Below are 13,787 nucleotides of genomic sequence, written 5' to 3' on the forward strand. Positions count from 1 at the left end.
TGTTCTGCAACACCATAAAATCAACCCAGTACCTTTACTGGAGCAAGGCATGTATTCCTACGTAGCAAGACAGCCGATCCTCGACAGAGACCTCAAAACTCATGCCTATGAGCTGCTCTTTCGCGATAGTCTGAATAATGTCTTCCCGAGCATCTCCTCCCAACAGGCGACGTCACGCCTGGTGGTCGAACAGTTCCTGCAACAAAATATCGATCAGCTCTTGGGCGGCCGCCCCTGCTTTATCAACTTCCCCCACTCACTGCTGCTGGAGGGATTGGCAGAGTGCCTGCCGCCCGAAAAAGTGGTGATTGAGATCCTGGAAGATTCCCCACCGGATGATGCCCTGCTGGAAAAGGTGAAACAGTTGCACAAGCTGGGATATCAACTGGCACTCGATGACTTCACCATGTCACCGGATTGGGAGCGCTTCCTCCCCTTTATCCACATCATCAAGTTTGATCTTCGTGCCACCCCCCTGATGCAGATCAAAGTGTTTATCCAGCGGCATCAGACGCTGGGGCTCACCTATCTGGCGGAAAAAGTAGAGGACAAGGCGGAGTTCGAGCGGGTCAAACAGCTGGGGATCCAGCTGTTCCAGGGCTTTTTCTTCAGCAGACCCGAGATGGTCAAGCAAGCCACCATGGAGCCAGCGCAAGTCGTGGTGATGCAGTTACTCAACGTGGTCAACGAGGCAGAGCCTGATATCAACAAGATTGAGCAGCTACTCGGTCAGGATATCTCCCTCTCCCTCAAGCTGCTGCGCTATGTCAACCATCTCAAAGGTCACACCAACCCTATTTCGTCATTTCGCCAGGCTGCCATCTATCTGGGCAACACCCAGCTAAAGCGCTTTGTTTCGCTGGTAGCCGCGACCAGCGCCGGCAAGGGCAAGAGCGCCGAACTCTACCAGATGTCGATGATCCGTGCCCGATTCTGTGAACTGCTGGCCCACGCCCACGCTCCGAGCCAGCAGGCACAACAAGCCTTTATCACCGGCCTCTTCTCCTTGCTGGATGTACTGATGGAGCAGCCGATGGACAAGCTGCTCGGCACTATCCCTCTTATCGACGATATTCGGCTGGCGCTGCTGGAGCGAAAAGGCAATCTCGGTTTCTACCTCGCGTTTTGTGAAGATTACGAGAGCGCCAACTGGTCACGGGTAACGGCCAGAACAGCCCGCCTGGGGCTGAGCGAGGATAAGGTGAGTCACCTCTATCTGGCCGCCACCACCTGGGTCACGGAACAACTGCTGGCGATGGAAGCCACCAATTAATTCGCCTCATCATTCACTTCGACCGCGATAGCGGTCGCCTCCCCGCCCCCGATACAGAGCGCGGCTACGCCTCGCCGCAGACCCCGTTGCCGCAGCGCGGCGATCAGCGTCACCAGAATGCGCGCGCCACTCGCCCCCAACGGATGACCGAGTGCACAGGCCCCACCATGCACATTGACCTTGTGATGAGGGATGCCGACCCCGCTCATGGCCAGCATGATGACCATGGCGAAGGCCTCGTTGATCTCGAATAGATCCACCTCTTCCACCGACCATGCAAGACGCGCCAGCAAGCGTGAAATGGCGCCAATGGGCGCAGAGGTAAACTCGGCGGGCAATGCTGCATGGCTCTGATAACCGACGATCCGTGCCAGCACTGGTACCTGCCAGGCTTGCGCCGTGGCGCCATCCATCAATATCAGCGCCGCCGCACCGTCCGAGATAGAGCTCGAATTGGCTGCCGTAATGGTGCCCTCCTTGCCAAACGCTGGCTTCAGGGTCGGGATCTTCTCCGGTCTGCCCTTGCCGGGCTGCTCGTCTTCGGCCAGCAACAAGCGCTCACCGCGATAGACGCTTGTCAGTTCGGACACAAACGCACCGGCTTGCTGCGCATCGCGGGCACGCTGCAACGACGCAAGAGCAAACTCATCCATGGCAGTGCGGGTCAAACCGGCCAGATCGGCGCTGCGCTGGGCATGCACCCCCATCAGCTGGCCATCATAGGCATCTTGCAAACCGTCGAGGAATAGGTGGTCCAGCACCTTTTGATGCCCCATCCGAAAGCCGCTGCGGGCATTATCCAGCAGATAGGGGGCACGGCTCATACTCTCCATCCCCCCCGCGACCACTACCCTGTTGTCCCCAAGGCGGATGGTATCCGCCGCCAGCATCACTGCTTTCATGCCGGATCCGCACACCTTGTTGACCGTGGTAGCAGGCACACTATCTGGCAACCCTGCTTTCAACAACGCTTGCCGGGCTGGCGCTTGCCCCACGCCCGCCGCCAGCACATTGCCCATAAACACTTCATCGACCTGCTCCGGACTCAGCCCACTTTGCTGCAGTGCCGCCTCAATGGCATAGGCACCCAACTCAGGCGCAGTTACCTCTGCCAATGCCCCCTGAAACGCCCCCATCGGAGTCCGTTTTGCCGCCACAATTGCAATATCCATTTGCCTGCCTCTGTTTGTTACATGGCCATAACATAGGGGTTCTGACGCGATGGAACAAGAGTTGCAGTGCAGTTTACGTTTAGGTAAGGTGCAGACAGGATTTAGTTCGCCAAGAAGTCTGTATGAACAACAAGGATGAAGGACGGCGCTTCAGCATCAGTGAGCTGGCCCGGGAATTTGATATTACGACGCGCAGTATCCGTTTCTACGAGGATCAGGGGTTGCTCAATCCCGCCCGAGAGGGACAAACCCGCATTTACAGCAAGCAGGATCGGGTTCGCCTCAAGCTCACCCTGCGCGGCAAGCGGCTCGGATTCAGCCTCGCCGAGATCCGCGAGCTGTTTGATCTCTATGATGCCGACAAGAGCAGCCGCACCCAGTTACAGACCATGCTGGGACTGGTTGAGGAGAAACGGGAGACACTGCAACAGCAGATGGAAGATATCAGGATGGTACTGCTGGAGCTTGATGCCGCCGAGCAGCGTTGCCAACGAGCCCTTAGCCAGCTGGGATAACCGCCTTGCTGGCTTATCAGGCAAGTCCCTTCAGCCTGCTCACAAGATGCCAGATAGCAAAAAGCCACTCCTGAGAGTGGCTTTTCTTCGACCTGACGGTTCGCTATTAAACGCGAACGAAGTCCAGGTGGATCAGCTTGTAACGTACCGGGTGACGCTGGATAGCTTTCACTTTTACGTTAACTTCTTCACCGTTGATAACCAGAGTCAGTACAGACTCATAGAATTCCGGCTTCTCTTGAGCCAGGATCATTTTCTTGTGGTCAACAGTGATGGACAGGGCTTCTTTGCCTGCACCGTAAACGATGGCAGGAACTTGGTCAGCTTGACGCAGGCGGCGGCTCGCACCTTTCCCCAGGTCAGAACGGACTTCAGCTTGGAATACGAAAGACATAGTATGTATCTCTTTTGGATGAATTTATGGTGCTAACTGCGACCGGTCAGCACCTCGCAAAACGAGCGCGAATACTACCACGGGCCAAATTCGGATACAAGGTACCGACTCTGCATTTAGCGCCCCTGCTCCAACCGGGCGAATTGCTGCTGACGCTGGGCCGGGCTCAGGGCATCAAACCGCGCCAGGGTCTCGGCGCGCGGGCAGTAGAGACCCTCCCCCGTTCTGACTCGAATGCTCTTGCCAAGCCGCGGCTGATTCTCCGCCACCAGCGCCAGCAAATAGCTGTAGGTATCTGCTCCCTGGGCGCTGGATAACTGGTTCGCTATACGCCACAGGGTCTCCCCTGCGGCGACCAGATGACACACGGTTTGTGGACCGCCGGCCGCAGGAGCCGAGAGGGTAAGCATGGCGTCACTGCCTGCGGATAAGCTAGCCGTGTGGCTGGCGAGCGCCATATCGGCGCTCGCTACTCCCTCATATCCTTTGGCACCACTCAACCCCGCGGTGCGAAAGGTCACCCCCAGCTGAGCCAGTAGAGGTTCGCTCTCGTCGGGGTCGCTGGGCATATCAACACCACCGAACGCGTCTTGGGGTGTGCGGAACTCGGCAATAAAGGGCGCGACAGGTTGCGCGTGATAAGCAGGGGACCCACTCCCCTGCTGCACGATTGCACCAGCCGCAACAGCCTGCCCGGGGACAACCCCGTAAGCCATCTCGTCGATGCGCCGCAGCCTTGCCAGATAGGTTTTGGAGAGCTGCGCCTCACCCTCGAACAGATCGAAGGGGGGCACCAGCCTGGCTGGAAAGAGGATCTGCCAGCGACCCTGCTTCTGCTTTTGGGCCAGCGGCGGAAACTGATTGCCACGCCAGGCCACAAACATCGCAGGCGGCGTGCGCGCCAGCGGGTAATATTCCGGGTTCAACTGCACCCAGGTTTGTTCCGCGATGGGTTGATAACCGCTGATCACCACCTGCGCCACACTCAACCAGATCCCCAGCATCCTTGCCTCCCTGACTTGCGGTTTGAAGGGGCTACCTGACCGGCAACCCCTTCTCAGCACCCGCTATCATGCTGTTAAAACAGTTGGATAGCAGCTTAGCACTGAGCGATGGCGTTAAGCACCCGTTTATCGGAGACCGGATAAGGGGTCCCCAGATTCTGGGCAAAGAACGACACCCGCAGCTCTTCGATCATCCAGCGGATATTGGCCACCTCGGTGGGAATAAGCTGGGATTTGGGGATCTTGGCCAGCAGCGCCTTGTACTCCGACTCCACACTGTGCACCTTGAGCATGTAGACCCGATCCCGGTTGGGATCGATAGCCAGCTTCTCCAAGCGACGCTCGATGGCCTGCAGATAGCGCAGCAAATCAGGCAACCGCTGCCAGCCGGTCTCGGTGACAAAGCCCTTGTGAATGAGGTTACCCAACTGCTGCTGGATGTCCGACATGGCAAAAGCGGTGTCGAGCTGCATCTTGCCCTTGAGCCGTTTCTTGATCTCATGGGAAAGGGTCAGCACGGCTTCCACCTGCTTGGCCACCTCCACCACCGCATCGTTGAGCTCGGCGCGGACATATTCCTTGAGCGCCTCGAAACCGGCCTCGTCCCAGGCCATGCCGCCATGCTGCTCAATGAGCTTGTCACAACCGCAGGAAATGCAGTCATCGATAAGCTCGGCCACCTTGCCAAACGGGTTGAAATAGAGGCCCAGCTTGGCCTTGTTGGGCAGCTTCTCCTGCAGGTACTTGATAGGTGATGGTACGTTGAGCAGTACCAGCCGACGCTGACCGGCCCACATCAGCTGCTGCTGCACCACCGGGCTCTCCACCAGCTGGATGGCAACCGAATCCTTCTGATCCACCAGGGCCGGATAGGCCTTCACCTCGAACCCGCCCCGCTTCTGACTGTACTCCTGGGGCAACTCGCCAAAGCTCCACAGAGTGAGGCCGGACTGCTCGATGTCATCGTCCGCCACTTGCGACAGTGTCTCCTGTACCTTGCCACGCAGCGACTCTTTCAATGCCTCCAGATCTTTGCCTTCCGCCACCTTCTTGTGTTTGTCGTCCACCACCCGGAAGGTGAGTTTCAGGTGATCGGGCACCGCAGACCAGTCCCAGGATTCACGGGGCACGGTCACGCCGGTCATCCGGCGCAGCTGGCGCTCCATCTCGTCAAGCAGCGGCCCCTGTTCGGGGTTGATACTGGCGAGTAGTGCATCGGCATAGTTCGGCGCCGGCACGAAGTTCTTGCGCATCGGCTTTGGCATCGACTTGATGAGGGCCACCAGCAGCTCATGACGCAGACCCGGGATCAGCCACTCGAACCCCTTCACCTCTACCTGATTCAGGAGCGGCAGCGGAATATGCAGGGTCACGCCATCGGCGGCCTCCCCCGGCTCGAACTGATAGGTCAGCTTGAGCTTGAGGCGCCCCTGCTGCCAGAAGTTGGGGTAGTCGAGCTCGCTGATGTGGGCCGTATCTCCCTTCATCAGCATCTCTTTTTCGAAGTTGAGCAGCTCGGGATCCCGCTTTTGCGCCTCTTTCCACCACTTGTCGAAGTGACGGCTTGATATCACATCCTCCGGCAAGCGGGCATCGTAGAAGCGGAACAGATCCTCGTCATCCACCAGAATGTCGCGACGACGGGATTTGTGCTCCAGCGCCTCTACCTCGGCCAGGAGCTTGCGGTTGTCGCTGAAGAAACGGTGACGGGTCTCGAAATCCCCCTCCACCAAGGCGCGGCGGATAAACAGCTCGCGGCACAACGCCGGATCGATACGGCTGAAGTTGATGGTGCGCTCGTTGACCAGGGTCAGGCCATAAAGGGTCACCTTCTCCTTGGCCATCACGGCGCCGTTTTTCTTCGACCAGTGGGGGTCGCTGTGGTGCAGCTTGATAAGGTGCCCCGCCAACGGCTCCACCCACTCGGGTTCAATCCTGGCGTTGATGCGGGCGTAGAGGCGCGAGGTTTCCACCAATTCTGCGGCCATCACCCACTTGGGTGGCTTTTTAAACAAGCCCGAAGCCGGGAAGAGGTGGAAACGGCCATTGCGAGCACCGAGGAACTCCGGCTTTTCCAGATCCTTGTTGCCGATATGGCTCAAGAGGCCGGTCAACAGGGCGCAGTGCACCGTCTTGAAATCCGCCGGTTCATGGTTGGCTTTAAAACCAAGCTCTTTCACCGTCTGGCGCAGCTGGAAATGGATGTCCTGCCACTCCCGAACCCGCAGGTAGGAGAGAAACTCCTTCTGGCACATGCGGCGGAACGGGTTGCTGCCAAGGGCGTCCTGCTGCTCTTTCAGGTAATTCCACAGATTGACGAAGGCGAGGAAGTCGGAATCCTTGTCCTCAAAACGTCTGTGCTGCTCATCGGCGGCCTGCTTCTTCTCCATGGGCCGCTCGCGGGGATCCTGAATGCTGAGGGCCGCGGTGATCACCATCACCTCGCTCAGACAGCCGGTCTGCGCTGCGCTGATCACCATCTTCGCCAGACGCGGATCAAGGGGGATGCGCGAGAGCTGGCGTCCGGTCTCGGTCAGCTGGAGTTTTGCCTCGCGATCGCCCGTGGCGGGCAGCTCGCGCACCGCCTCCAACTCTTTCAAGAGGGTCAGGCCATCCTTGATATGGCGTGACTCGGGTGGCTCGACGAAGGGGAACGCCTCCATATTGCCAAGGCCGAGCGCCAGCATCTGCAGGATGACGGAGGCCAGGTTGGTGCGCAGGATCTCGGGGTCGGTAAAGGCGGGACGGCTATTGAAATCCTCCTCCGAGTAGAGGCGGATACAGATACCGTCTGCCACCCGACCGCAGCGCCCTTTACGCTGGTTGGCGCTGGCCTGGGAGACCGGCTCGATGGGCAGGCGCTGCACCTTGGTGCGCCAGGAGTAACGGCTGATGCGGGCGGTACCCGGATCGATGACGTAGCGAATGCCCGGCACCGTCAGCGAGGTCTCCGCCACGTTGGTTGCGAGCACGATGCGCCGTCCGGTGTGTTGCTGGAATACCTTGTTCTGCTCGGCGTTGGAGAGGCGGGCGTAGAGCGGCAGCACCTCGGTATTGCGCAGGTTGAGCTTGCGCAGGGCATCGGCGGTATCGCGGATCTCCCGCTCGCCGTTCATGAAGATGAGGATATCCCCCAACCCTTCGCGGGCCAGCTCTTCCACCGCGTCGAAGATCCCCTGCAGTTCGTCGCGCTCTTCCAGCCCTTCGCTCTTGTCACTGCTTTTTTTATCAACAAATAGCGGACGGTAGCGCACCTCCACCGGATAAGTGCGGCCGGAAACCTCGATCACCGGCGCCTTGTTGAAATGGTGAGAGAAACGCTGCGGGTCGATGGTGGCCGAGGTGATGATCACCTTGAGATCCGGGCGCTTGGGCAGCAGTTGCTTGAGATAGCCCAGGATGAAGTCGATATTGAGGCTGCGCTCGTGGGCCTCATCGATGATGATGGTGTCGTACTGGGTCAGCATCCGGTCATTCTGGATCTCTGCCAGCAGGATACCGTCGGTCATCAGCTTGATGTGGGTCTGCTCGCTCACCTGATCGGTAAAGCGCACCTTGTAACCCACGTAGTGGCCAAGCTCGGACTCCATCTCCTCGGCAATACGGGCCGCCACGGTGCGGGCCGCCAGACGGCGCGGCTGGGTGTGGCCGATGAAGCCCTTCACTCCGCGCCCGAGCGCCAGACAAATCTTGGGGATCTGGGTGGTTTTGCCCGAGCCTGTTTCCCCTGCAATGATCACCACTTGATGTTCTTGAATGGCCTTGGCGATCTCAGCCTGCTTCTGGCTGACCGGCAGGTTGTCCGGATAAGTCACCTTGGGTACTCCGGCCAGACGGGTTTGATAGCGCGCTTGCGCGGCATCCAGATCGGCAGCGATGGTCTCCAGCACGGCGGCCTGTTTGCCTTCAGGCAGCTTCTTGACCCCGTGCAGACGGCTGGAAAGGCGGCGGGCGTCGAGATTCATGCAGGCAGAGAGACGGCGGCGCAGCGCCTCGATAGAGAGAGACAAGGTACGAATTCCTTAAATAGGTGCCCAAAGGGGCCATATCGATTAGCTGCGAGCGATCCTAAAGAGCCAGCGGGAACGGTGCAAGCCTTAACGTAGCGTTATATATGGGAAGGCAGATAGATTGGCCGATCCTCAAACATGACAAAACAATCATTGTAAGATGGCATAACATGAATAAATGGCTGCATATGAAATATGCCAAGGCAAGCCGAAGCTTGCCTTGGGAGAGAGAAAAACAGGGTTAACCGTGGGTGTGATGGACAAAACAGGTGGTGAGCTGAGCGTGAATGGCCTGCATGACGTTGTGGCGATTGATGACACCGAGCAGACGTCCCTCCTCCACCACCGGATAGATCTTCGGCTTTTGTCCCATCATCATCTCCGCCAGACTCAAAATGCTGGTATCTGGCCCCACCGACAACACCTCCTTGCGCATCACATCCTTGACCTGCGCCACCTGTTCGCAGTGATAGGCCTCCTTAAGCAGCACTGCGATGCAATCCTGCTCGGAGATCCAGCCAATCAGATGGCCCTGGCCATCCACCACAGGTCCACCGAGCTGATGACTGTTCAGAAATTTCTCGACCGCAGCTTGCACCATCATGTCGGCAGTGAAGGTGATGGGTCTGCTCTGCATATAATCCTTGGCTTTTAGCGATTCCATATCTGCTCCCCTACGGTAGTCCATCAAGCTGGCGTCTTGTGCGCCGGTACCGGCACCATGCTCGGCTTGTTCCAAGCATAGCTGGCTCGCGGCAGTATGAGTCAGCGGCCAGCCTCTCCCTCAATTGGTGGCATGATCCGGCTCGCGATCCGGAATGGCTGCCATCATCATCTGCGGCAGGTGATCGGCCAGCACCGCCACCACAGCGGGATCGACCCGCCCCTGATCCGCCAGTTGCTGCATAAAGGTCAATGCGTCACGGGCAGGCAGGCCGCGGCGATAAGGTCTGTCCTGCACCATTGCCTGAAAAATATCGGCAACCCGCAGGATCCGCGCTTCGAGCGCCATGGCGGATGCCGGCAGGTGGAACGGATAACCCTCCCCATCAGGCTCCTCATGGTGATAGGCCGCCCAACAGGCGATCTCCTCAAACCCTTCGATATGACGCAGGATCTGGTAAGTCTCGAAGCTGTGGGTATTGATGATGGCCCGCTCCTCTTTCGTCAGGCTGGCAGGCTTGTCGAGGATCTCGTCCGGCACCCTGAGCTTGCCCAGATCATGCAGCAAACCGGCGATCTCCAGCATGTCACAATGGATGGCACTGACTCCCATCTGCTCGGCCAATGCCCGAGACAACCTGCTCACACCGAGTGAATGCGTCATCGTGAATGGGCTTTTGGCGTCAACAATGCCGGAGAAGATCTGCGCCAGCGCTTTAAGCTCCCCGTTGAAGGTCAGGCAAGGCTCCCGCACCTGCAGCATCTCCAGCATGTAATCATTGATGGAGCGGGCTTCCAGCTGCAGCCAGAATGCCTCAGAGCGAGACGCCTTGAGGAAGGCATCCACCAGCTCGGGGGCAAAGAACTCGTCACGGAAATCCTGCAGGCGTGCGCGGATCTCGTGGGTATGCATCAACAATGAACCATCGCCATAGTAGGGCGCCGCCAACGCATCGCAGCGATCCACCAGAAAGATAAGGTTGGCCTGACGGGCCACATTGGGGTCCACATCGGCCATCTCACGCAACAGATGCCAGTGGGTGTGGTGATAACGGATAGGCAAGGCCAGTGGGGCCAGCAAACGGAAATCCTTGAGCAGCTGATATCCCACCTCGCAGTGGCGCTGGGAGGACTCCCAATCGAACTCGCTGACCAGATGATGATGGGTGATGGTCGAGGAGACACCGATATCATGCAGCACTCCGAGCTCGAACAGCAGACAGCGTTCGGCCTCACTCATCCCCAGCTCCCGGCTGCACTCGGCAGCCATAATCCCGACCCGTTTACCGTGGGCCACATCGCCAATGCCCACCAGATCCAGCGAGGCTGACAGGGCATACACCACCTGCCTTAGATCCACTTGCAACGAAAAGGGGGCTGTGCCCTGCGCTCTGTCCATGATCCGGGTCCCATGCGATGTTGTCGTATCAAACTGGCGCTGTTTTATGCTTCGCCTTCTATCAACTTAGTCAATAGCCGAGCCTTTTACCTTGTTTTTATAGGCATTTATGAACCTGCGCACCTTGAAAAGACAAAGATCACAGCTGGATTTATTTGTCCACTCCCATTCAAGTCATATTTATCCATTCAAAAATATGCAAGTAGACTTTTTAAATCTCGCGTAGAGATTGTGAGCAATTTTAAAACTCATATCTGAACGAAACAATCAACACCTCCACTTTACTTAATTATGACTTAATCAGAATTAAAGAGTGCTCGGTTTGCCAGTAAGAATTTTGAATAAAGGCACACCACAACCCTCATAACTGCCACCATCCCCAAATTAATTAACCAAACTGTGAACTCCATCACCCATTTATTCGCCTTGTCGCCATCGATAGCGGTAGACACCTCACGCTTTCTGGATACAGCTTCCCATGCTCGCTCGAGCCCACCCGATAGCCTGCGACCGAAAGGTTGGAGAAGAAATATCGGATAACCAGCGGTTATATTCGCTATAAGGCGACAAGGATAAACGGGATTTATAGAGTGAAACTGTTGAAAGCTGATTTCCAAGCGGCGGTTAACTCGGGCTATTCAGGTCATATCACTCTTTGCTGGTCATAACGACAGCGATAAAGGGGAATGTGCCCATCCGGGTATTCCATCCCCTCCAACAGCCTGCATGGGATGATATTTCCACCGCGTTAAACGCACGCTGCTTTCATCGCCCATTTTGTGTACTAATTCACATCAGATTAGGAGTGGAGCCAATAATGGCCATTCAAATAAACAAAATAGCCATGAGCCTTGCCTTAATGGCCACCGCTGGTAGTGCCACAGCAGCCGCCAAGCCCAATATTCTTGCCATCATGGGCGATGACATCGGCTACTGGAACATCAGTGCCTACAACCAGGGGATGATGGGCTACCAGACCCCGAACCTGGACAGGATCGCCAATGAGGGTCCTCTTAACCGGTCACTACAGATATCACTAAACAATCATCATATCCTGAGAGATAGATTGGCCTTATAGTCCCGGTGTGCCAGACAGAAGTGCATAAGATATCGGAAGCAACCGCCCAATAAACCACCACCTGCACGGCTCGCCCTTCGTTCTGCCTGCGCTATGGTTTACCATGCACACAATTGTGGTGCCTGGCACCGCCCACCCAGGCGCTAGCCGCCGTCATCGGATACCTCATCTCGAGCAACATGAGCAAAACAGCACACGCGGGCAACGAGCCAACATTCTATTTCCACGACTACGAAACCTTCGGCATCAGCCCCGCCAAGGACAGGCCGTCGCAGTTTGCCGGTATTCGTACCGATGCGGATTTCAACCTCATTGGCGAGCCGCTGGTCATCTACTGCAAGCCACCGGCGGACTATCTGCCGGATCCGGAGGCGTGCCTGATTACCGGTATCACGCCGCAAAAGGCGATGAAGGATGGGCTGTGCGAGGCGGATTTCATTCGCCAGATCCACGAGCAATTCGCCACGCCGAATACCTGTGTGCTGGGCTACAACAGCATCCGCTTCGATGATGAAGTAACCCGCTACACCCTCTATCGCAACTTCTATGACCCCTATGCCTACAGCTGGCAGAACGGCAACTCCCGATGGGATATTCTCGACATGCTGCGGGCCTGCTATGCCCTGCGCCCGGAGGGGATCGAGTGGGCCTTTGACGATGAGGGCAAGCCGAGTTTCCGGCTGGAGAAGCTGACGGTTGCCAACGGCGTCGCCCACGCCAATGCTCACGATGCACTCTCGGACGTGCTGGCCACCATCGAGATGGCCAAGCTGGTGAAAAAAGCCCAACCCAAGCTGTTTGGTTATCTCTTTGATCTGCGTAACAAAAACAAGGTGAAGGCGCTGATTGACGTGGTGACCATGAAGCCGCTGGTGCACGTCTCCGGCATGTTCTCCCCCTGGCAGGGTTGTGCAAGCTGGGTCTCGCCACTTGCCTGGCACCCCACCAACCAGAACGCGGTAATCATGGTGGATCTGACCCGTGACCCCACCCCGCTTATCGAGCTCACGAGCGAGGAGATCCGCGAGCGCCTCTACACCAAGAAAGAGGAGCTGGGGGATCTGGCGGGCATTCCGGTCAAACTGGTACACATCAACAAGTGCCCGGTACTGGCGCCGGCCGCCACCCTGACCGCGGAGCGCGCCAACGAGCTCGGCATCAATCGGGAGCAGTGCCGCAAGAGCCTGGATCTGCTGCGCGCCCACCCCGAGGTGCGGGAAAAACTGGTGGAAGTGTTCAATCAGGAGTTCGCCGGCAGCAATGAGAGCGACCCCGATACCCAGCTCTACGCCGGATTCTTTGGCCATGGCGACAAATCCACCATGGATCTGGTGCGTGCCACCCCCGCGGACCTGCTGGGTGAACGGGAGTTCGCCTTTACCGACTCCCGGCTGCCGGAAATGCTGTTCCGCTACCGCGCCCGCAACTGGCCGCACACATTGAGCGAAGCAGAGCAGAAACGCTGGCGCCTGCACTGCAGCGACTACTTCAGCCGCCGTCTGCCGGACTACGTGCCCCGTCTCGAGGCACTGGCCGAGCAGAACCAGAGTAACGAACGGAACTTTGCGATTCTAAAGAGTCTCTACCACTATCTGGAAGATTTATGAGTTGTGAGTAGTTTCACAATAAATCCTTCCCGCCCATCCCCTTCTTCAGGTCATAATGACGAAGGGGATTTCCCCAAAAACCAATATCTTGCAACATCCTGAGCGGATGTCTCCCAAGCAAGAGTTCTCTTTGGCCGAACGGAAGCCATTTGCTGATGCCTCGTCACCACGCACTGCTCGGATTACTGGCCCTGCTGCCGCTGGCAGCCAACGCCGCATACCGGTTCGATGTGCCGGATTATCTTGCTCGCCTGCCCGAGCAGACCTATCGCATCGTAGAACAGAACTTCAATACCCTTTATCAGCAGACTGATTTCACTCCCCTGATCACCAACAGCTACTTCAACGGCTCCCATCTCTACAAGTTTGTCGGGGTACCGCTGGCCATCAGCGCCCAGTCAGGTTTCCAGCTGGAGGTGTTTGGTCAGCTCTATAACCGCGCTTCGCAAGCCTATATGCACCTGAGCGAGGATATGTCCCTTTATCGAGTGATGCGGGTCGATCTGATGGGGAACCCCAATGATCAACTGGCCATCGGTTTTGGTCTGGGGGTGCCCATCACCCCGTTGCTGACCCTCAAGGCGATCGCCTCCGGCAGTGATATCCCGGGCTATGGCTCCGCCAAATACGCTGTCGGTTTTGAGTGGCGTTACTGAAAAACGTGACTGATAA

Annotated in this window: 11 protein-coding genes; 5 read left to right on the forward strand and 6 right to left on the reverse strand. The window is 57.4% G+C overall.

Translation table 11 applies throughout. The features are described from left to right. Positions 1 to 49: 49 nt before the first annotated feature. Positions 50 to 1,273 carry an EAL and HDOD domain-containing protein gene (locus AB5Y73_RS13515; RefSeq protein WP_005333249.1) on the forward strand — a complete coding sequence of 408 codons (1,224 nt, stop codon included), beginning with the start codon at positions 50 to 52 and terminating at the stop codon, positions 1,271 to 1,273. On the opposite strand, the gene AB5Y73_RS13520 is transcribed toward AB5Y73_RS13515, so the two are convergent. Then, the gene (locus AB5Y73_RS13520; RefSeq protein ID WP_107682913.1) at positions 1,270 to 2,445 is read right to left on the reverse strand and encodes a thiolase family protein; all 1,176 of its coding nucleotides are present in this window, start codon (positions 2,443 to 2,445) and stop codon (positions 1,270 to 1,272) included. The two genes, AB5Y73_RS13515 and AB5Y73_RS13520, sit on opposite strands and share 4 nt — an antisense overlap. Before the next feature lie 122 nt (positions 2,446 to 2,567). Here AB5Y73_RS13520 and AB5Y73_RS13525 point away from each other — a divergent pair, with 122 nt between their 5' ends. Then, on the forward strand, positions 2,568 to 2,960 hold the full coding sequence (locus AB5Y73_RS13525) for a MerR family DNA-binding transcriptional regulator (RefSeq protein WP_107682912.1): 393 nt from the start codon (positions 2,568 to 2,570) through the stop codon (positions 2,958 to 2,960). Between the two features lie 106 nt (positions 2,961 to 3,066). On the opposite strand, the gene rplY is transcribed toward AB5Y73_RS13525, so the two are convergent. The 5 genes from rplY to AB5Y73_RS13550 form a co-directional block, all read right to left on the reverse strand. After that, positions 3,067 to 3,354 (reverse strand): 50S ribosomal protein L25, encoded by a 288-nt coding sequence (gene rplY, locus AB5Y73_RS13530; RefSeq protein ID WP_005333252.1) that lies wholly within the window; start codon positions 3,352 to 3,354, stop codon positions 3,067 to 3,069. A 116-nt stretch (positions 3,355 to 3,470) separates the two neighbouring features. Next, the gene (locus AB5Y73_RS13535) at positions 3,471 to 4,358 is read right to left on the reverse strand and encodes a hypothetical protein (protein ID WP_107682911.1); all 888 of its coding nucleotides are present in this window, start codon (positions 4,356 to 4,358) and stop codon (positions 3,471 to 3,473) included. Positions 4,359 to 4,453: 95 nt separating this feature from the next. Next, the gene (gene hrpA, locus AB5Y73_RS13540; RefSeq protein WP_118853797.1) at positions 4,454 to 8,368 is read right to left on the reverse strand and encodes an ATP-dependent RNA helicase HrpA; all 3,915 of its coding nucleotides are present in this window, start codon (positions 8,366 to 8,368) and stop codon (positions 4,454 to 4,456) included. 241 nt (positions 8,369 to 8,609) lie between these two features. Next, positions 8,610 to 9,032 carry a CBS domain-containing protein gene (locus tag AB5Y73_RS13545; protein WP_005333273.1) on the reverse strand — a complete coding sequence of 141 codons (423 nt, stop codon included), beginning with the start codon at positions 9,030 to 9,032 and terminating at the stop codon, positions 8,610 to 8,612. 120 nt (positions 9,033 to 9,152) lie between these two features. After that, the gene (locus AB5Y73_RS13550) at positions 9,153 to 10,430 is read right to left on the reverse strand and encodes an HD-GYP domain-containing protein (protein WP_107682909.1); all 1,278 of its coding nucleotides are present in this window, start codon (positions 10,428 to 10,430) and stop codon (positions 9,153 to 9,155) included. Between the two features lie 817 nt (positions 10,431 to 11,247). Between AB5Y73_RS13550 and AB5Y73_RS13555 the strand changes: the two genes are divergently transcribed. From AB5Y73_RS13555 to AB5Y73_RS13565, 3 genes are all read left to right on the forward strand, one after another. Further along, complete coding sequence (locus AB5Y73_RS13555; RefSeq protein ID WP_234829651.1) at positions 11,248 to 11,508, forward strand: hypothetical protein; 261 nt, start codon at positions 11,248 to 11,250, stop codon at positions 11,506 to 11,508. A 179-nt stretch (positions 11,509 to 11,687) separates the two neighbouring features. Next, entirely contained in the window at positions 11,688 to 13,115 is a 1,428-nt protein-coding gene (gene sbcB / locus AB5Y73_RS13560) for an exodeoxyribonuclease I (protein WP_107683128.1), read from the forward strand. A 155-nt stretch (positions 13,116 to 13,270) separates the two neighbouring features. Beyond that, positions 13,271 to 13,771 (forward strand): hypothetical protein, encoded by a 501-nt coding sequence (locus AB5Y73_RS13565; protein ID WP_107683127.1) that lies wholly within the window; start codon positions 13,271 to 13,273, stop codon positions 13,769 to 13,771. Positions 13,772 to 13,787: the final 16 nt, after the last annotated feature.

Origin of the sequence: Aeromonas sp. s7(2024), from assembly GCF_040907825.1 — a bacterium.
Lineage (GTDB): Bacteria > Pseudomonadota > Gammaproteobacteria > Enterobacterales > Aeromonadaceae > Aeromonas > Aeromonas veronii.